This window comes from Chitinophaga sp. H8, assembly GCF_040567655.1.
In the GTDB taxonomy this organism is placed as follows: Bacteria; Bacteroidota; Bacteroidia; order Chitinophagales; family Chitinophagaceae; genus Chitinophaga; species Chitinophaga defluvii.
The window spans coordinates 2,986,503-3,006,970 of sequence record NZ_JBEXAC010000001.1; the positions used below are offsets into that span (position 1 = coordinate 2,986,503).

Here is a 20,468-nt window from a genome sequence, read left to right on the forward strand (position 1 = left end):
TATAATTCGATTATATGAAATTAAAAATGTAATAGCTAATGAACTTTTTCAGGATTTTTACGTAAATATAGATAATAACATTTATGCATCAGCAGTTAACCAACTTATCAGATAAGGAGCTTATATCCCTGGCCCGCAAGCAAAAAAACCGGGAAGCAGAAGGTATATTAATGGAGCGGTACTGTCATCTGCTGGTGGCGGTTAGTTTACCCCATATCACCGGACAGCCTGGCGCACAAGTAAACGTATTGTACCCCACCTTATTACAGCAACTGAGTAACAGTCTTAAAACACAAACCATCTACAAAGTAAATGAGTGGATGCATCATGTGGTGAAGGGCAATTTTACCAAACCAGATAAAAGTGTACCGTTTTATCCTTCCCGGGATGTGCGGGACATGCTTCATATTGAGAACAAAGTGGTCAAAACGTCCGGTAACAACCTGGAGCGGCAGGATATGATCGCCCAGCTGCAATTGGCCATAGACCGGTTAGGTGCGGAAGACCGGGAATTCATTACCAGATTCTACCTGGAGAACCAATCTTTTGCTACACTGGCAGCAGAAAAAGGATACAGGATGGAAAAGGTAAGACATATCTTAAAAACGGCTAAGAATAAACTGGCCAAGCAATTCATGCATCAAACCTATGCAAAGTAACAATACCCCATATAACGAAAAAGTACTGAAAATCTTCACCAGTATCCGTTGCCTTAACAGGGATCAGCTTCCCCGTTATCTGGAAGGCCGGCTTACGGATGTGGAAAAACACCTGGTAGAACAACACCTGGCAGATTGCGACTTATGTTTTGAAGCATTGCAAGCACTGGAAAACGAGTCCTCCATGGACCGTTACCATGGCTTTACGAATAGTGTACAGCAATATATTCACCAAAGTGTTCAACCTGTATCACATTTACAGAAAGTAGCACAATATGCCCGTAAGGAAAAGAAAAAGGAAAGCCTGCTGGCCTATTTCTGGCTCATTGCATTTGTGTTGCTGGGTGTAGGCAGCATTTTTGTGCTGAAAGGACACCTGCGCAATCAGTCGGCTATGGCAGCCAATGCAGGTAATCCTCCCCCTCCTGCTGATACGGCTAAAACAGGCACTGCCGCCCCGCTGGCAGAAAACAAACCCTCCGAAATAAATACAGCGACAGCACCTGTAAAGCTTGCTACCAGTACCAATACGGTTAAACCAACACCAACGGCTCCCCATAACAATACTACCGCCAAACCAGCTGCAGCTGATACGGCTAAAACAACAAAACCGGTACCACCTAAAGTAGTGCCTCCTGCTGCGCAGAAAAAGGATAGTGTTGTTAAAAAAGCACCTGTACCAGCGCCTAAAGCGCCGGATACCTTAAAAAAAGAAGAGGACAAAAAGAAGGAAGAAGAAAAACCGGTACCTATTGTAAAACCGGCGCCTGCTCCACCAAAGGAGAAACCGGCGGCACAGGATGACGAGGCAGATCAACCGGAGAAAGTAGAAAAGAAAACACCGGTAGTTTCGCCCGCATCCAATAATGATGAGTTTTTGTATAAAGCCGCCATGGTTTATCAGCAACAAGGCGATCTGGGAGAAGCTATTACCCGCTATAAAAGGCTATCTAATATCAGTACCGGCAAATATGCCGAACTGGCCAGATACCAGCTGGCCATCTGTTATCGCAGCAAAGGACAGGCAGGTAAAGCCAGACGTATGTTCCGCGAAGTGGTACGTATGGACGGCAGCATGAAAGATGCCGCCCAAAAAGCATTGGACAGCATGTAAATTCCCCTGCACTGAAAATACCCAGGTATAGGGCCGGATATTGCCCTGGCAGCCATCCGGCTTTTTTTATGGAATTTTGCTTTCGCTGCATCTATTAAGCAGCATCTATATTTAGCCTGTGAATTATCCAGATCCACAACAACTAACAGACCAGGAATTATTACAACGGTTTAAAGCCGATGGCAATGGCGATTGGATAGGTATCCTCTTTGACCGGTACGCCTTACTGCTGCTGGGTATGTGTATGAAATACCTGAAGAATGAAGAAGATGCGCGGGATAGTGTACAGCAGATCTTCCTGAAAGTTTTGTCTGAAGTCAATAAGCACGACATCCAATATTTCCGCGCCTGGATTTACCAGGTGACTAAAAATTATTGTCTGATGCAGCTCCGGCAGCACCATATGAAGTATAAGGAAGAAATTACGGACAAGCATATGGGGGCTATTATAGAAGAACCGGTAAATACAAAGGCACATCAGGAAAAGGATCTGATGCTGGAAAATATGGAACAGGCTATGGCTATGCTGAGCCCGGAACAAAACACCTGCGTAAAATTATTCTACCTGGATAAAAAGTCTTACCAGGAAATAGCAGACCAGACCGGGTATACTTTGCTGCAGGTGAAAAGCTATATTCAGAATGGCAAACGTAACCTTAAACTATTATTAGAGAAACAACAACGTGCAAACAAAGCATAATTTGCATACATTAGTGAACACCGTATTATGAGCAAGCATTTCAACGACATATTTGTAACCACCAAGTGCCCTTCACAGCAGCAACTTCTGGACTATGTTCAGGGAAAGTTACAGCCGGAGGAGCAGCATGAGGTAGAAATGCACCTGTCTGACTGTGAGCTATGCAGTGAAGCACTGGAAGGCTTATCAGCCATACAGCACCAGGAAAAAATTCCCGGATGGTTAAGGGAAATGAAATGGGAGCTGTTAAGAAAACTACATAAACGTACCCGCATTAAAAGAAAGCAGGAAACCTATATCTACCTGGCCGTGATTATCCTGGCAGTCATATTCCTGATGCTCGGTTTGTTCTGGGCTTATCATTTTTCGCTGAAGCGGTAAAGTGGCTGGCATTGACGTTACCTAATACAGGGTTTTATCGCCCTTTTCCTTCCAAGCATGAAACACCGTTAAAGCTTCCGCTGTGGGCATCCCTATCAGCGGTATCTTCTTTTCATCATGTGGTACCGCTATCTCCCGGTAAATAAATGAGTCATCAAAATCAATGGCGGCAGCGTCTTCTTTGGTATTAGCATAATACACCCGTTGTGGCCGTGCCCAGTAAATAGCACCCAGGCACATAGGACATGGCTCGCAGGAAGTATAAATTTCGCAATCATGCAACTGAAAAGTATTTAATTTTTTACAGGCCGCTCTTATTGCTACTACTTCTGCATGGGCAGTAGGATCATTATGCCGCAGCACCTGGTTCCACCCTTCTCCCACCACTTCTTCTCCCCGGACTACGATTGTACCAAACGGCCCACCATCTCCATTACTCATTCCTTTCTCTGATAATTTTACTGCCATCTGCATGAACCGTTTTTCTCTTTCTCCTATCATAGCTACTTGTTTATTTCAAATTTAACGAATAAAAAAGATATGCGATAACGGCGCACATGAGGCCGCATGCATAAAAAACCCGGCGAAGAATCGCCGGGTATGTTCAACTGTGTATCGTCTTGTTACTTATGCTTTCTATATAGTTTGTACAGGTTTTCACCTGTTATCTGTTTATTTATTCCTGATCACCACTACTCCATCAAACACATCTATCAACACTGGTTTTGATTTATCGATATCTCCTGCCAGGATCTGTTTACTTAACAGGTTGATAATTTCCTTCTGGATCAGGCGCTTCAATGGCCGTGCTCCAAACTGCGGATCATAGCCCTGTGCTGCCAGGTATTCCAGTGCATAATCAGAGAATTCCAATATCATGCCATTCCTTGCCAACATGGCCTTCAAATGTTGTAATTGTATGTTAATAATCCCCTTAATTTCTGCTCTCATCAATGGCTGGAACATGATCACCTCATCTACCCTGTTCAGGAATTCGGGGCGTATCGTTTGCTTCAGCAATGTCATCACTTCTTCCTTCGTTCTGTCTACTACTTCTTCCCTGTTTGCATCATTGATATTTTCAAAATTATCCTGGATAACCTGGCTACCCATGTTGCTGGTCATAATGATGATGGTGTTTTTGAAATTCACCACACGACCTTTGTTATCCGTTAACCGGCCATCGTCCAATACCTGCAGCAGGATATTAAATACATCCGGATGTGCTTTTTCTATTTCGTCCAGCAGCACTACGGAATAAGGTTTACGCCTTACTGCTTCAGTAAGCTGTCCTCCTTCATCATACCCTACATAACCCGGAGGTGCACCAACCAAACGGCTTACCGCATGTTTTTCCTGGTACTCACTCATATCTATGCGGGTCATCATCGTTTCATCATCAAAGAGGTATTCTGCCAGTGCTTTCGCCAATTCAGTTTTACCTACACCAGTAGTACCCAGGAATATAAACGATCCGATCGGACGTTTGGGATCCTGTAATCCTGCCCGGCTACGGCGGATAGCATCGGACACAGCTACAATAGCTTCTTCCTGGCCTACCACCCGCTGGTGCAATTCGTCTTCCAGCTTCAGCAACTTATCCTTTTCACTTTGCATCATCCTGGCTACCGGAATACCGGTGGCCTTTGCTACATTCTGCGCGATATCTTCCGCATCTACTTCTTCTTTCAGCAGGCGTCTGTTATTAGCAGACATACTGGTCAGCTCCGCAGTGCTGTCGGCCACCACCTGTTCCTGTTCCTTCACTTTACCATAGCGAATCTCCGCTACCTTACCATAATCTCCGTTACGTTCTGCCTGTTCTGCTTCCAGCTTCAGGTTTTCAATGGCAGCCTTCGCATTCTGTATCCTGTCTACTATTTCTTTTTCTGCCTGCCACTTTGCTTTAAAAGTATTCCGCTCTTCACTCAGCCGGGCTATTTCTTCTCCCAGCTCCCGCAATTTATCTTCGTCATTTTCTCTTTTAATAGCTTCCTTCTCAATTTCCAGCTGCCGGATACGCCTTTCCAGTTCATCCAGTTCTTCCGGCATGGAATTCATTTCCAGCCTCAGCTTGGCCGCACTTTCATCGATCAGGTCTATCGCCTTGTCCGGCAGGAAACGATCCGTTATATACCGGTGTGATAATTCAACGGCTGCAATGATCGCCTCATCTTTTACCCTTACGTGGTGATGGCTTTCATAACGCTCTTTCAGTCCCCTTAAAATAGAGATAGCATCTTCCACACTGGGCTCATCCACCATTACCCGTTGGAAACGGCGTTCCAGGGCTTTATCTTTTTCAAAGTATTTCTGGTATTCGTTCAGGGTAGTTGCCCCTATCGCCCGTAGTTCACCACGTGCCAGTGCTGGTTTAAGAATATTAGCAGCATCCATCGCACCTTCCATCGCACCTGCACCGATGAGGGTATGTATTTCATCAATGAACAGGATGATCTGGCCATCACTTTCTGTTACTTCTTTCACTACTGCTTTCAACCTTTCTTCAAACTCACCCCGGTATTTAGCACCGGCCATGAGCGCTCCCATATCCAGCCCGTAAATGATCTTGGACTTCAGATTTTCCGGCACATCCCCATTTAAGATACGGTGTGCCAGTCCTTCTACAATTGCTGTTTTACCTACACCCGGTTCTCCTACCAGAATCGGATTATTTTTAGACCGGCGGGAAAGAATATGCAATGTTCTGCGTATTTCTTCATCCCGTCCTATCACCGGATCCAGCTTTCCTTCCCTGGCAAGTTCATTCAGGTTCTTGCCATACTTCTGTAAGGAATTGTATTGGGCTTCAGCCGTCTGGGAGTTGACGGTATTTCCCTTGCGTAATTCCTTGATCGCTGCCTTCAAGCCTTTTTCAGTAAGGCCGGCATCTTTCAGTAATTTGGCAGTATCGTCACTACCACCTAATATCCCCAACAGCAAGTGTTCCACACTTACAAACTCGTCTTTAAATTCTTTGATACTGGCACCTGCACGCAGCATGGCATTATTAGCATCCCTGCCGAGCATCTGCCCACCTTCACCACCAGCCAGCTTCGCATATTTTCCAATCTGCTCTTCCAGCTTACCGGAGATAAAGTTGGTGTTAACGTTATTTTTCTTCAGTAAATACTCAATAGGGCTGTCTTCATCATCCAGCAGCGCTTTGAGCAGGTGTCCTGTCTCAATGGCCTGGTTCTGGTGATTAAAAGCAAGCTGTTGTGCCTGTTGCAGTATTTCCTGCGATTTAATTGTGAAATTATTCAGATTCATAAATTCGTTTTTCTCCTTTTGTATGCGTTTTACCAAACGTATATAAGGAACAACAAATCATGCTCCAAGGTTTACAAACCAGTAATTTTGACAGTTCAGCACAAAAAATACTGCACTTTTAGCAGTCCAACTGATTAAATGCTGCTAATATTTCATTAACCGTTAGTAAACAATGATTTACAATAGTAGTATTACTCCCTGTAGCGGTATATAAAACAGAAAGCCCACGGCAAGATTACCGTAGGCAAAGAGATAGCGCACGCTATCGCCTAAACTATTGTTGTACCGCAGGCAACAGGCTATTTACCAGTTCCTGGTTGGCAGTCATCCATTTTCTAACAGCCGCTGTTTCCTGTCCGTCGGCATCCAGTAAGGCCGCCATCAGGCTGCTCAGCTGCTGGTCATTCAGTTTAAACTTAGAGAAAAAACTGACTGCCGCAGCATCATGTTCTACAAAGGCTTTATTGGCAATGATGTTCAGCTGTTCTGTTTCACCAAATACCTTTTTGGGATCTTCCAGAAAACGCAACTTATACTTGGCAAACATCCAGTGTGGTGCCCAACCGGTTACCAATACCGGCTCCCCGGCATCCATTTTCTTTTTCACAGTAGCCATCATGGCAGCCTCACTGGAAGATTGTAATTCATATTTCAGACCATATTCCTTTATCGCAGCTTCCGCCTTCCCCATAATACCGGCACCAGCATCAATCCCCACAATTTTGCCGTCAAAAAGTGCTTTATTGGCATTTAACTCCGCTATACTGCTCACGGGTGAGTTATCGGATACTACCAATCCAATCTTTGCATTTTCATAATCAATACCTAATATGGTCAGCTTATCACCAAAGGTTTCCATATAACTGTGATGGGTAACCGGCAACCAGGTATCCATAAACACATCTGCATCTCCACCGGCTACTGCCGCAAAAACAGGCGCCACATCCGCATTCTTCAATGTTACGGTATACCCCTGATCTTCCAACATCACCTTGGCCAGCTGTGTCATGGCTACCCCTTCCGCCCAGTTCACATAGGCGATCGTGATCTTCTTACTATTTCCGGTATCCGGATTACAGGCCCATACTCCGGCAGTTACAACTGCCACTACGAATAACCAAATAATTTTACGCATGAATAAATAAGCTTTTAGCTGTTAGCCTTTAGTTGTTAGCAAAAGACCATTAGCGAGTTATAAATAAAGAGCTGCGAGCTCTTTTGTGTTTTGTTTTTTATGTTTTACCATAGCCGATAAAATCGCTGCATATGCTAAAAGCTAAAGGCTAATAGCTAACAGCTATCTTTCTAACGGTTCTTTCTGCCAAAGGACTGGGTAATACGATCCAGTATTACAGCGAGGATCACCACGGCAATTCCTCCTTCAAAACCCAACCCGATTTTGAGTTGTGTAATTCCTTTCAATACTATCTCGCCCAGGCCGCCTGCCGCAATCATTGCGGAGATCACCACCATAGACAATGCCATCATAATCGTTTGATTAACCCCAGCCAGCAATGTTGGCAAAGCCAGCGGCAGTTCTACCTTAAAGAGCAGTTGCCTGGGCGTAGCTCCAAAAGAGCGGGTTGCTTCCACAATATCTTCCGGCACCTGACTGATCCCCAAAGTGGTGAGCCTTACTGCGGGAGGCATCGCAAAAATGATCGTCGCAAATGCACCTGGTACTTTTCCCAGACCAAAAAACAATACGGCAGGAATCAGGTATACAAAAGCTGGCATAGTTTGCATAAAGTCCATCAACGGGCGGATGACTTTGCCGGCGGTTTTATTTTTGGCCGCCCAGATCCCCAACGGAATACCCAGCAACAAGGCAATAAAAGTAGCAGAGAGGATCAATGCCAGGGTTTCCATGGTTTTATCCCAATAGCCCATACCATAGATCAGACCCAGCCCCAATACTGTTACTACGCCTATTCCCCATCCTGCCCGGCGCCAGGCCAGCAGGGCTATCAACGCAATTACCACGTAAAAAGGCAGCAGCAGTAATGCCCATTGCAGGCTATTTACCACAGACTCCACACCTACTTTGATGACATGGAAAAAAGGGCCGCAATTGCGGGTAAGCCAGTTTATAAACAATTCTATATAGTATCCTATTTTAATCATATCACCTCCATTTGACTGTTAACAGATAAGGTTTCCTGTTGTGCTGCCGTAATACGTCCGGTAGTTTCGATAATAAGGGAAGTTTGCGAAATGATCCCCAGCAGCTTGTTATTGGCCGGATTTACTACCGCAACAGGCTTATCATTTTCTGCAATAAAAGGCAGCATCTGGTCTACCGTGGTGTCAGGATGTGCTACTGCCACATCGCGGTGAATCACTGCTTCAATGGTTTTATCTCCCCGTTGCTTTGCTTCCAGTATTTCCTTCAGGTATACAAATCCCAGGAAGTGTTTATCCACTGTAACAGCAGGTAAAATATCCAGTCCGGTAGCGCGCATTTTACGGAGGCTACCTTCCGGTCCATCTTTACGGAATACTGCTACCGTAGGTTTTTCTATCATCAAGCTGGAAGCGGTGATAATGGTTTTCCGGTCTACTTTCTCAACAAAGGAAGCTACATATTCATTGGCCGGGGCGGTAAGAATTTCTTCCGGCGTTCCTATCTGTACCACCTCTCCGTCTTTCATAATCGCAATACGGTCTCCCAGCCGGATGGCCTCATCCAGGTCATGCGTAATAAACACGATGGTTTTATGCATTTTTTCCTGGAGGTCCAGCAATTCATCCTGCATTTGCGTACGGATCAATGGGTCCAGTGCAGAAAAAGCCTCATCCATCAGCAATACTTCCGGGTCATTGGCCAGTGCACGGGCCAGCCCTACACGCTGTTGCATACCACCAGATAAATCTGCCGGCTGCATTTGTTCATATCCCTGTAAGCCTACCAGTTCTATCACAGACTGCGCCTTAGCAGTTCTTTCTGCTACCGGAGTACCTTGCAGTTCCAGTCCGAAAGCAACATTGTCCAATACCGTACGATGGGGTAACAATCCAAATTTCTGGAACACCATCGATATTTCCTTCCGGCGCATTTTCTGTAAATCTTCCGGATGCAAAGTGGTGATGTTGGTATCATTAATAAAGATATTTCCTGCAGTAGGTTCTATTAACCTGTTAAGACAACGCAGCAAACTGGATTTCCCGCTGCCGGAAAGTCCCATGATCACGAAAAACTCGCCTTTTTCAATTTCAAAAGCAGCGTTTTTTACGGCTACCGTACAACCGGTAGCTTCCAGTATTGCTGCTTTACTTTTCCCTTCCTGCAGCAGGTGGAGTGCTGTATTGCGCTCCCGGCCAAAGATGAGGGTAAGATCTTCAATTTTCAGTTTAGGCATTTGTAAAAATTTTAAATGTTTGAAAGCTGTGCGCTAACGTTTATGTATATATCATAAATCAGAAATAGTATCCGATGTTTACGTTGAACCGGCTATGCCATTGGGGGCTGCTGTCGCCAACAGACAATGCTTCATTCCACAATGGACCCAGCCAGGGCTGATTTTTACCGGCGGCCCAATCGATATAAGTAAAAATGTGCCCGCTGGTAATCATACATCCCAGTACATTCATTTGTGTATTGGTGAACCCGCTTTCCGGTTTTTGCATATAGGAATAGTTATTATAGAAAGTAAGTCCGCTTACCGGGCCCCAACTGACCGGCTGGGTGTAGGACAAAGCGGCGGTATATATAAATGCCTGTGCGGCTACCTCGTAAGCGGCCCCATAAGCCGCCATATCCACCACCTTATCATATTGTGCCGAATCTGCCACGTGATATTGATAATAGAGTGATTGCAGCTTCAGGTTCCATTTGCGGTAATTCAGATCTGTATGTAATGCAGTGGCCCATCGGTTGCCCATATTACCAGTAGGGATATTATATAAACCTCCCAGCATAACAGAAGCACCTATACTGTTTTTATCGTTAAAGAAAAATGCAGCACGGGCATTCCCCTGGTTCACTTCTTTATTACGGCCAGCTATGTTATAAGTATAGCGGCCGGGATCAATAGCCGACTTATCACCAAAATTCAGCTCCAGGGCATTTTTATAAAATGCCAGCTGGTACAACCATTGGTGGCTGCGGCGTTCAAACTTCACCCCCATATTAAAAGCATCTTCCAGACCGGTGTAATAAGGCAGATTGAAGAACCAGTTATGCGAATTATATACCTGATTACCAAATGGCACCTGGTTTAAGCCAATATCTACATGCGTACTATCATTGAAGCGATAACGTATATAACCCTCCTTCAGCATACCGCCGCCAAAATCCTTTGAGTAGAAGCGGTATTCGGCGTGCAGCGACAAATCTTTCCAGGCTGCATCTGCATTGACCCGGAACATATCAAAACCAAAATCACCCCCACGTTTTACCTGTTCTTTTTTCCAGGAAGAAAGGTTGTAATTAAAACGCAGCGCGCCTCCTATTTTCAAGGTGGGCTTTTCGGCCCTTACCGTAGTATCCTGTGCATGTAAAGAAAAAGGGAGGGTGAGCAGCAGGCATAAAAAGCCCCTGCCCCATGATCGTAGTTGTCCAATCATAGTCAATTTTTAAGATAAATAAATGCTGATCTTATCCAGGCCACACGAATAATTTGTGTGAGCAGGCAACTGCAAAAACAGCTAGCTGGAATGAAAACCGGGCAAGATATCGCCCGACAAATGATCAATTACCAATAAATGTGACTGCCAAAGTATTTGTGCTCGGAAGGCACCAGGAAACAGTCGGATTGCATAAAGCAAAGCAAAGGTACAAAAAACAGGGGTAAGTGCCAAACTCATCCCGGAAATAGGTCCTAATAAACTGAAATTAAATGCATAACATATGATAAGCAGAAAATAATATGCTGGAAAAAGTGGCGATAATAAGTGAATTAATGGCTGCCGTAGAACAACTTTGCAACAATACGTGTTAAGTATAACGACTATTTAGCTGGATGCTGTTTATAAGCGCTGAGGGTAAACGTTTGTTTTTAAGCTTGTCTCCCCCCTTGGTGTACTACTGATTTACTGCTTGTTTCATTTTTATTAACCTCTTAAATCCTTAAATTATGTCATTTGACTTGTTAGAGAGCGCAAAAAGTCTTTTTACCGGCGATGTTATCAGCAAAGCAGCTTCCCAGTTGGGGGAAAGTGAAGGTGGGATACAAAAAGCGCTAAGCGGTATTATACCCACCGTATTAACAGGGCTATTGCACAAAACCAGTTCTCAGGGCGATGCCGCATCTGTACTGGATATGGCAAAAAATGCAGCATCCAGTGCAAATACAGGTGGTATTGGCAGCTTACTGGAAGGAGGTGCCGGAGGGTTATTGAGCAAAGGTGCCGATATGCTTAAAAGCCTTTTTGGCGAAAAAGCAGGCGCTATCACTGGTATGATTGCATCTTACGCAGGGATCAGGGAGAACTCAGCCAATACCCTGTTAAATGCAGCAGCGCCTGCTACTGTAGGCACGCTCGGACAATATGCCGTGCAAAACAATCTCGGTCCCAGTGGTTTAATGACATTATTGGATACACAAAAAGACAAAATTCTCGGCGCTGTACCAGGCGGGCTTAACCTGGCCGGTATATTGGGATTAGGCAGCCTGGGCGGCATGTTATCGGGTGTTGCAGGCGGTGCACGTGATGCAGCCACTGCGGCTACCAGAACAGCTACACAAGCCGCCGGTAATAATCGCTGGATATGGTCATTACTGCTGATACTGGTAGCGGTGATCCTCCTCTGGTACCTGATGAGGGGCTGCGGTGGTGAAAAGAAAGGGAATATCATGACAGATACCATTTCTACTGCACAAACCATGGATTCTGTTACCATGCCCCCTCCTACCCCTGCCACTACCACTACCAAAGAAAGTATTCAGGTTACCCTCCCCGATGGTACCATACTGGATGCCTATAAAGGTGGGATTGAAGACCAGCTGGTTACCTTCCTGAAAGATGATACCAGGAAAGCCGGTAAGGACGTATGGTTTGATTTTGATAACCTTAACTTTAAAACCGGCAGCGCAGAAATGACTTCTGAAAGTATGAAACAGGTGGGTAATATTGCAGCCATTTTAAAGGCATTCCCTAAAACAAAAATTAAAATTGGCGGCTATACGGACAAATCCGGAGATAACGCAGTGAATATGAAACTCTCCCAGTCCAGAGCAGATGCAGTACAAGCCGCATTAAAACAACTGAATGCCAATGCCGCCCAATTAACCGGAGCAGAAGGATATGGTTCCCAATTTGCCAAAGCAGCAGCAGATGCGCCAGATGAAGAACGGAAAGCCGACAGGCATATTTCTGTAGGAGTAAGAGAAAAGTAAGTACCCCTTTCATAAAAAAGGTCCATGGAGTAACTCCCTGGACCTTTTTGTTTAACAGCTGCGTTGCTTTATTCCTTTACTAATACAACTTTACTATTATCTGCCTTGCTGATAGCATCATAGAATTTCACCAGTTCTCCGAAATCTGAAGCCGGGAATAACCCTGCTTTACGTTCGATTTTACGCAGATATGTAACGGTAGTACCATTTACATTTGTTGTTGCCGTGTAACTTCCAAATTTACATTTTAAGATAACTGCTTTAGGTATGGCCTCCGCTTTATAGCCAGCAGGTACCGTAATAGTAACCGAGTCAATATCCCGATAAGGGAAATGAAGGCTGATAGCTGATTTACGTTGTTCTTCCACACTAATACTACTGATACTCCGGTTTAAAATATTGGGGGCCAGAAAAATACGTTTACCACTTACGGAAGCATAGCTCGTTCCCCTGATCTCCAGATCTTCCAGTACCATCGGGATATCTTTCGTGATCTCCTTACAGGCATATGCCGTGACATCATAACTGGGCAGATTCAATTCCTTTTTCAGCGCTTCCAGCAACTTCTCCTGAGAAAGCCGTTGCAGGTTTTCGTGCAGGTCGTCCTGTTGTAACCCACTGTAGTTGGTATGCGCTTTTAGCAGGATATCTCCTTTCTCATCCAAAGCAACGGTCATCTGTCTGATCTGCTCATTGTTTTCCATTCCATAGTCCGGCGTACGTGCCAATGTTCCACCGGTCTCACTGGTCAGCAATACCGGCCTGCCAGCGGTAAAACCGCTCAGATACCCCGCCGGTAATGTCTGGCTGGTACATTCCAGCCAGGTAGTATCTTTCCCCAGGGGGACGCATACAATAACATGATTAAACTGATTGGACGAAAAATCTTCAATCAGCGTCTGTTCATTGCGCCCTGCTTTTACCAGGGTATAATGCGACCGGATCCCTGCTTCCTTTAGCAGGGAATACATATAATTAGACAAGGCCTTACAATCACCATAACCTTTTGTAGCTACATAATTGGCGTCAAAAGTCTGCCATCCCCCGATACCCAGCTGTATACCAATATAGCGGGTATTCTTTTGCATATACTGATACAGCACTTTAATCTTCTCACGGGTATCCGGTATCCCATCGGTGAGCTGATGCACCTGCTGTTTAATTGCATCCGGCAGCTGATCCCGCTGGGCATTCAATGTATAAATGAACTTGCCAAACTCCTGCCACGTAGTCATATTCCCTTTATATCGCTGCACTTCAAATTCTCCCGGTGCCAGTTTCACCACGGTTGTCCGCTGATAAATTTCCGGTGCGGCAAACTCATTTAAAAGCGCAGGCAACTGCTTTACTTCCCATGTATAGGTAGCCTGGCCTTTATCCGTACTGGTCTGTGGCTGATCCGGATAATTAAAATTCCGGAAACGCAGGTTGTACCCCGAAGGGGTAATTACTTTAAGCGTACTGTACGCTACGGACAAATGCTCATCTGATTGAGGCGCCCATTCCCGGAAATAGAAGGTATGATTAAACTTCAGCTCTACTTCGTACTCTACAGTATATGGATATACGTTATGATTAAACTGATGATACTTTATTCTGTCGTCAGACATAAATGTTCCGCCGCCCACACCACTCACATCCTGTATATCACTATTTTTTAACTTCTTGATCTGTCTGCCAGCGGCATCATACAGCGCCCCCCTGATGCTGCGCACCTCTTTCAGCATATCATATCCCTCTGCAAAGGTGGCATGTTCTGCCCCCTGTTCGTCCAGGATAGTGATCACATAGTGATTGGTATACCGTGTTTCTCCCGGACTGATTACTTTTAAAGTAACCTCTTCCCATCGTTTCACAGCATGGGCATTTTCCTTTAATGCGGCCGGGATGGCAGCTACGGGATATTCCGGATCTTTAGCAAAAACCGGATGGGTCATCCATATTGCTAATAACAAACCACCTATTTTTATGATACCCATAAACTACTTTTTCTTCTTTAAAACAATTTGCTCTGCCTGCTTTTTAACCACCAGATCAAAGAATTCTCTCAGGGAGGCATATTCTTCCGGAGGAAAATTAGCCTTATTCAGTTTGGTCCGGCAGCGGAACTGGATCGTATTATCCGACTGCTGTATCATATACTGAAACAACCCCTCGTCTTCATTATACCGGGCAGCTGCCGATTGAGGCAGTTCATCCACCACATATCCATCAGGCACTTCCATATTGAAAGAATATACTTCATCAAAAACACAAGGCATCTCTACCGGGTATTTTCTTTCCAATGCCTTAAATGGATTGGTCTTCGTAGCTTCTCCAAATAAAGGATTGAGGTAAAATACGTCCTGACCTCCGGGATCCAGTTCAAAATCATATTTCACCATTATGGGAGTCTCCAGCCTGGTCAGATCTTCAATCTCTTTATTCCCCAGCGTCACTTCCGTATTAAAATATGACTTGACCAATGGCTTAAAATATTCTTCTTTTCCTTTTTCCTTTATTTTGCTACGGATGTTATAAGATTCAAAATAGGTGGGCCTTTGCTGGAAACTACCTTTAATAGTTCCATTTTCTCCTTTTGCCAGGATTACGCTGGTAAACTTCTGTTCCAGCAGGGAATCTGCATCAAACCTTAACGCGAGCGCCTCCTGGGTGACCATACGGGCATCACCGTTGTAGCATGACTGATCCAGCTTGCCAAATCCCAGGAAAGGGTGAGAGGCATCCAGGTAAACTGTTCCTTCTGCTGAAGTAAAGGCTACAATGGTATAATTGAACCGGTTGCGGATAGGATACAATGAGTAAACCATGCCATGATCACGCGTGCTTAGTATGACCGGCTGCGCCTCCAGCTTTGCCCGCCGTAGCATAGCCAGTAACAACAGATTTATCTCTGTCACATTGCCGCTTTTAGCTGACAATATGTTTTTAAACGACTTTTCCATCCATAAAGCAGAATGCTCGGTACAGGTAAAGTTATCCCGCACATAGGCATAGATTTTTTCCGCTTTTTCCCTTGGTGTGTTGGCATCTGCAACCAGCTTGTCTACCACATCTCCCAGGAAACCATTATTTTTATCCAGCGCAGCGCCATAGTCTTCATCCTTCAGCATTTCTTCCGTAAGCTTAGGCCAGGTACTCATGATAGGTTTTACGGGTGTATTCGGATATTTGATGGCAGACAGCTGAAACTCTATTTTAGTGATATGATTCCGCAGGGAAGTCGTAAAGCTCTCATCTTTCAGGGCAGGCACGTCTACGGCTACCCAACGATGGGTGGTCACCCCGGCAATCAGGGAAAAAGTTTCACTGCGGCCGGTACCTCCTCCATAAGCACCTGCCTGATTTACCCGGAAGGAAAATAATTTCTGGAAATCCTTTTTAGTTCTATCCTGGAAAGCATGGTAGCCCTGCGCCAGGAAGATATAATCAAAGTATTCTGGTATTGTTACGGCATATTCGCTCCAGATGATGGGATATTGTCCCTGGAATGCCCATGAACGCAGGTTAAAATAGAAGTCAGATGTAACAGTATAACTATACTCAATAATCGTCCCTTCCTTTACCGCCGGGAGTGTAAACTTTTTCAGGATCAGGTTTTTGGTTTGTTTGTCAGTAAATACACTTTTGCTTTCCAATCGTGTTTCCACCACTTTACCATTTTCCAGGTTATAGGCAGCAGCTTTCAGGTTAGACACCTTTTCCTCATCGGTAACGCCTTTATACAAGGGAATTTCCACTGTAGCGGCATCATAACCATTTTTATCCAGTATCCGGATCCTGCGGTGTACTTTAAAGATCAGCTGAAAGCCACCCCCATCTGCCTCGAATTCAGAGGAGCCTATATCTGCCAGTACAATAGCATGTGCTCCCGTATCCTGGTCAAAACGGTCTTTTTTAAACTCTTCAGGGTCTACTTTCCCGTATTTAATTTTAAGTTTATCCTGGGCTGTAGCAGTAAAAGCTAACAAACAGCAAACGATAACGGGTACAACAAATTTATTAAGCATAAGTACATATTGATATAGGGAAGATAAATCGGGCGCTAAGGTATCACAATTTAGTAAATAGACAAACGGCACATAGGTGCTATAATAGCTGTTAACCAGCCGCTTTTATGTACCTTGCATAGCATAAAGATGTTACAGACCGAAAAAAATACGGCCTTTATAAAGCAGCTGGCTGCCGAACTGGGATTTGATCATTGCGGTATAGCCGCAGCTACGCAGCTCGATGAAGACGCTTACCGTCTGGAAAACTGGTTGAATAAAGGCATGCATGGTACGATGAAGTACATGGAGAATTACTTTGACAAAAGAATAGATCCACGTAAGCTGGTAGACAATGCCCAGTCAGTTATCACCCTGCTCATGAATTATTTCCCTGCTCAGCAACAACGCCCGGATGCACCACAGGTTGCCAAATATGCCTATGGTGCTGATTATCACGAAGTAATCCGCGACAAGCTAAAGACCATGCTCCTGCGCATGGAAGAGCAGATAGGTGCAGTCCATGGCCGGGGATTTGTGGATTCGGCACCTGTACTGGAACGTAGCTGGGCTACCCGCAGCGGGTTGGGCTGGATAGGCAAAAATGGTAATCTGATCCATAAGCAGGCGGGGTCCTACTTCTTTATCGCTACCCTCATTATCGATTTACCCTTGTGTTATGATGGCCCTGTGGCCGACTACTGCGGTTCGTGTACCCGTTGCCTCGATGCCTGCCCCACAGGCGCCCTGGTATCTCCGGGTGTGGTAGATGGCAGCCGTTGTATCTCCTATTTTACAATTGAGTTAAAAGAGCTGGTCATTCCGGATCATATGCAGGGTAAGTTTGAAAACTGGATGTTTGGCTGCGATATCTGTCAGGATGTATGTCCATGGAACCGCTTTGCCAAACCTCATACAGAAATACAGTTTACCCCCATTCCGGCCATACTTAACTTCAGTACCAAAGACTGGGAAGAAATGACAGAGGCAGCTTTCAGACAACTTTTCAAAAACTCGCCGATGAAGCGTTCCAAATTTGCCGGTATCCGCAGAAATCTCCAATTCCTTGAAAAAAAAGGAAGTCCCTCCTCCGGCAACCCATAATTATCAAGATCCCGCTGTAAATTTCTACCCCTTCCTCCTGCCTTTATATCCCGGATTTTAGGAATAATGCCACCAGATATTGAAAATTTACTGCTAAAACTTTGATATTCATTTTAGCATAGCATACATTTGCAGTGTCGGAAGATCGGATTCTAAGAACGAAAGATGGACATTTATAGCATAACAGACTGATAATAATACATCAGCAGCATTCACCCAAATAATGACCATTCATTAATAATAGCGCATTCTATTTATACCTAATGTACCAACATAATTTTTTTTAACTTTTTATGGACCTGAGTACCATAACGTGGAATTAAGCATTAAGGGTCGAATTCTTTCGACCTTTCTTTTTTTTAGCTGTTAGCTGTTGTATTACCCATTCTTAAGTAGAGATACTCCCCTCGTATAACCTCCGCTGCATTCAGCTAAAAGCCAGCTCCTATTTTAAGCCTCTTTCCAGAAATACTGGATATTCAATTTATTTTTTCCAATCTTTATTATTAGAATGTAACGGGCAATCACCAACTGGTACTAACTTAATTTATCATTTATCATTTACCATGGACATACAAGTTTTGACAGCTCCTGGCTTAGGCGGCTCAGGTCCTTTGCACTGGCAAAGCCTCTGGGAAGAAGCTGAACCAGGATTTGTGCGTATTAACCAGGACAACTGGCAGGCCCCGGTTTGCAGCCAATGGGTAAACAGTATAGAGCAGGCAGTTGCCCTGGCAGGCCCGCAGGTGGTGATAGCTGCACATAGCCTGGCTTGTATTGCGCTCGCCTACTGGGCACAACAAACAAAGCTTATTATCAGGGGAGCCTTACTGGTGGCACCAGCAGATACAGAACGCCCCGCTTTTCCACCGGAGGCAACAGGCTTTCAGCCCATCCCGCTACAACAGCTCCCTTTCAACAGCATTGTAGTCAGCAGTACCAATGATGAATATATTACCCTGGAAAGAGCCGCCTTCCTGGCACAATGCTGGGGAAGCCGGTTTGTAAATACCGGTCCCCAAGGCCATATTAATGCCGCCTCTAACCTGGGAGACTGGCCCAAAGGGAAAAAACTCCTGAAAGAACTTTTACAGAACTGGCAAACGCTTTGATATCCTCCATGGAGAGTGTTTGTAGCGCCAGGCAAAATACCCTAACAATACTATTGTCCAATCCGCAATCCAGCTAATCATGCTCAAAAAACTGCGCTTCCTTTTTTTGTTACTGACGGTTACCGGCCTGCATGCCCAGCCTCACGCACAAAATGCCTGGCTGTTTGCTTATTTTAAAGATAATGGTGCCGATGGCCTGCATCTGGCATATAGCCATAATGGGTATACGTGGAAAGCAATGAACCAGGATAAAGCTGTATTAGCCCCTACCGCCGGCCATGATAAGCTAATGCGTGACCCATGTATTATTAAAGGATCGGATGGTAAGTTTCATATGGTATGGACCGTTAGCTGGAATGAAAAAGGGATTGGCTATGCCAGCTCCCCGGATTTACTTAACTGGTCGGAACAACAATATATCCCTGTGATGGCCCAGGAGAAAGATGCCCTCAACTGCTGGGCACCCGAAATCACCTATGATGCAGTGCACCAGGAATATATGATCTACTGGGCAACCACTATTCCGGGCCGGTTTAAAGCAGGGGCCAACAGCGGAGACGATAAATATAATCACCGCATCTATTATACCACTACCCGTGATTTTAAACACTTCAGCAAAACCAGGCTGTTATACGATCATGGCTTTAATGTAATTGATGCCAGTATAGTCCGCTACCGCGACCAGTATGTCATGTTTTTAAAAGATGAAACACGCACTCCGCCTCAGAAGAATATCCGTATAGCCGTCAGTAAACACCTGAAAGGCCCTTACAGTAAACCGGGTGTTCCCATTACCGGTGCCTACTGGGCAGAAGGCCCTACTACCCTGCAAATAGACGGGAAGTGGATTGTTTATTTCGACAAATATACTTCCGGGAAAATGGGGGGTGTGAGCTCACCTGACCTGCAGCAATGGACTGACATTTCTGAACAGCTCAGCTTTCCGCAAGGCATGCGGCATGGTACCGTTTTCCCGGTTACCATGGATGAGCTTAAACGGGTTGTACAACAATTCGATACCAGCACTTCCTCTATCGGGTTGTCCAACAAAGGAGGCGGTGCATTATCCCCGCACGTATACAGCATGTCCATGGCACATTCGCATAATGATTACGAACGCAGTAAACCATTTTATGAAGCAGCAGCTTTGAAATGCGGTTCTATTGAAGCAGATATACATCTGAAAGCGGGCACTTTATATGTAGCACATGATGAGGAAGATATTCAGCCTCAACGTACTTTTGAACAACTGTACCTGCGGCCTGTACTAAAACAAATGGCCAGAAACCATGGAAAAGTTTATGCAGATGGCAGCCCGCTGCAATTACTGGTAGATATAAAAACAGACGCCACTACTACCTTACAGGCCTTACAGCGAATGCTCATGCCTTATCGTAACTATTTTGATAAAAGCAAGAACCCATATGCAGTCACAATTGTACTTAGTGGTAATGTCCCGCCTGCCAGTGAATGGCACCATTACGATCCCATTTTCTTCTTTGATGGCAGGCCCAATATTATGTATGATAGTACTGCAATGAAAAGGGTTGCCCTGATAAGTGCCAATTTCCGGGATTATGCCCCATTGAATAATGCGAAGGATTCCGTCTCTCCTGCCAACTGGATAAAGTTGCAGGAGGTAGTAAACCAGGCGCATAAAGCAGGGAAACCGTTCCGGTTCTGGGGCACGGGTTCTGATGCTTACAACTACCAGCGGCTGTTGGAATTAGGTGTAAACTATATAGGTACGGATCAGCCCGGTGGGCTGTATGAAACCCTGCAAACCTGGAATAAGTAA

Annotated in this window: 16 protein-coding genes; 8 read left to right on the forward strand and 8 right to left on the reverse strand. The window is 45.0% G+C overall.

Features of this window, described 5'->3' with window-relative positions; genetic code table 11:
- Positions 1 to 83: 83 nt before the first annotated feature.
- The 4 genes from ABR189_RS11340 (at position 84) to ABR189_RS11355 (ending at position 2,854) form a co-directional block, all read left to right on the forward strand.
- Complete coding sequence (locus tag ABR189_RS11340) at positions 84 to 659, forward strand: sigma-70 RNA polymerase sigma factor region 4 domain-containing protein (RefSeq protein WP_354660604.1); 576 nt, start codon at positions 84 to 86, stop codon at positions 657 to 659.
- Positions 649 to 1,773 (forward strand): tetratricopeptide repeat protein, encoded by a 1,125-nt coding sequence (locus ABR189_RS11345; protein ID WP_354660605.1) that lies wholly within the window; start codon positions 649 to 651, stop codon positions 1,771 to 1,773. The genes ABR189_RS11340 and ABR189_RS11345 overlap by 11 nt, the downstream gene beginning before the upstream one ends.
- Positions 1,774 to 1,891: 118 nt before the next feature.
- The gene (locus tag ABR189_RS11350; RefSeq protein ID WP_354660606.1) at positions 1,892 to 2,473 is read left to right on the forward strand and encodes an RNA polymerase sigma factor; all 582 of its coding nucleotides are present in this window, start codon (positions 1,892 to 1,894) and stop codon (positions 2,471 to 2,473) included.
- Positions 2,474 to 2,500: 27 nt separating this feature from the next.
- Positions 2,501 to 2,854, forward strand: a complete 354-nt coding sequence (locus tag ABR189_RS11355) for an anti-sigma factor family protein (RefSeq protein WP_354660607.1) — start codon at positions 2,501 to 2,503, stop codon at positions 2,852 to 2,854.
- A gap of 21 nt (positions 2,855 to 2,875) precedes the next feature.
- Here ABR189_RS11355 and ABR189_RS11360 read toward each other — a convergent pair whose 3' ends face one another.
- From ABR189_RS11360 to ABR189_RS11385, 6 genes are all read right to left on the reverse strand, one after another.
- Complete coding sequence (locus tag ABR189_RS11360; protein ID WP_354660608.1) at positions 2,876 to 3,355, reverse strand: nucleoside deaminase; 480 nt, start codon at positions 3,353 to 3,355, stop codon at positions 2,876 to 2,878.
- 171 nt (positions 3,356 to 3,526) lie between these two features.
- The gene (gene clpB, locus ABR189_RS11365) at positions 3,527 to 6,127 is read right to left on the reverse strand and encodes an ATP-dependent chaperone ClpB (protein WP_354660609.1); all 2,601 of its coding nucleotides are present in this window, start codon (positions 6,125 to 6,127) and stop codon (positions 3,527 to 3,529) included.
- A 274-nt stretch (positions 6,128 to 6,401) separates the two neighbouring features.
- The gene (locus ABR189_RS11370; RefSeq protein ID WP_354660610.1) at positions 6,402 to 7,262 is read right to left on the reverse strand and encodes a glycine betaine ABC transporter substrate-binding protein; all 861 of its coding nucleotides are present in this window, start codon (positions 7,260 to 7,262) and stop codon (positions 6,402 to 6,404) included.
- 170 nt (positions 7,263 to 7,432) lie between these two features.
- On the reverse strand, positions 7,433 to 8,251 hold the full coding sequence (locus tag ABR189_RS11375) for an ABC transporter permease (RefSeq protein ID WP_354660611.1): 819 nt from the start codon (positions 8,249 to 8,251) through the stop codon (positions 7,433 to 7,435).
- Positions 8,248 to 9,486 (reverse strand): quaternary amine ABC transporter ATP-binding protein, encoded by a 1,239-nt coding sequence (locus ABR189_RS11380; RefSeq protein WP_354660612.1) that lies wholly within the window; start codon positions 9,484 to 9,486, stop codon positions 8,248 to 8,250. The genes ABR189_RS11375 and ABR189_RS11380 overlap by 4 nt, the downstream gene beginning before the upstream one ends.
- Before the next feature lie 58 nt (positions 9,487 to 9,544).
- Positions 9,545 to 10,693, reverse strand: coding sequence for a putative porin (locus tag ABR189_RS11385; protein WP_354660613.1), 1,149 nt, complete (start codon positions 10,691 to 10,693; stop codon positions 9,545 to 9,547).
- Between the two features lie 509 nt (positions 10,694 to 11,202).
- On the opposite strand from ABR189_RS11385, the gene ABR189_RS11390 reads away from it, so the two are divergent.
- Positions 11,203 to 12,465 (forward strand): DUF937 domain-containing protein, encoded by a 1,263-nt coding sequence (locus ABR189_RS11390; protein ID WP_354660614.1) that lies wholly within the window; start codon positions 11,203 to 11,205, stop codon positions 12,463 to 12,465.
- A gap of 68 nt (positions 12,466 to 12,533) precedes the next feature.
- Here ABR189_RS11390 and ABR189_RS11395 read toward each other — a convergent pair whose 3' ends face one another.
- Both ABR189_RS11395 and ABR189_RS11400 read right to left on the reverse strand, forming a co-directional pair.
- Positions 12,534 to 14,444, reverse strand: coding sequence for a DUF3857 domain-containing transglutaminase family protein (locus ABR189_RS11395; protein ID WP_354660615.1), 1,911 nt, complete (start codon positions 14,442 to 14,444; stop codon positions 12,534 to 12,536).
- Between the two features lie 3 nt (positions 14,445 to 14,447).
- Entirely contained in the window at positions 14,448 to 16,475 is a 2,028-nt protein-coding gene (locus ABR189_RS11400; RefSeq protein ID WP_354660616.1) for a DUF3858 domain-containing protein, read from the reverse strand.
- Positions 16,476 to 16,604: 129 nt separating this feature from the next.
- Between ABR189_RS11400 and queG the strand changes: the two genes are divergently transcribed.
- The 3 genes from queG to ABR189_RS11415 all read left to right on the forward strand — a co-directional run bounded on the left by queG (position 16,605) and on the right by ABR189_RS11415 (position 20,468).
- The gene (gene queG, locus ABR189_RS11405; RefSeq protein ID WP_354660617.1) at positions 16,605 to 17,558 is read left to right on the forward strand and encodes a tRNA epoxyqueuosine(34) reductase QueG; all 954 of its coding nucleotides are present in this window, start codon (positions 16,605 to 16,607) and stop codon (positions 17,556 to 17,558) included.
- A 566-nt stretch (positions 17,559 to 18,124) separates the two neighbouring features.
- Positions 18,125 to 18,670, forward strand: a complete 546-nt coding sequence (locus ABR189_RS11410; protein ID WP_354660618.1) for an RBBP9/YdeN family alpha/beta hydrolase — start codon at positions 18,125 to 18,127, stop codon at positions 18,668 to 18,670.
- A gap of 79 nt (positions 18,671 to 18,749) precedes the next feature.
- A complete protein-coding gene (locus ABR189_RS11415; RefSeq protein WP_354660619.1) occupies positions 18,750 to 20,468 on the forward strand; it encodes a family 43 glycosylhydrolase in 1,719 nt (572 codons plus the stop codon).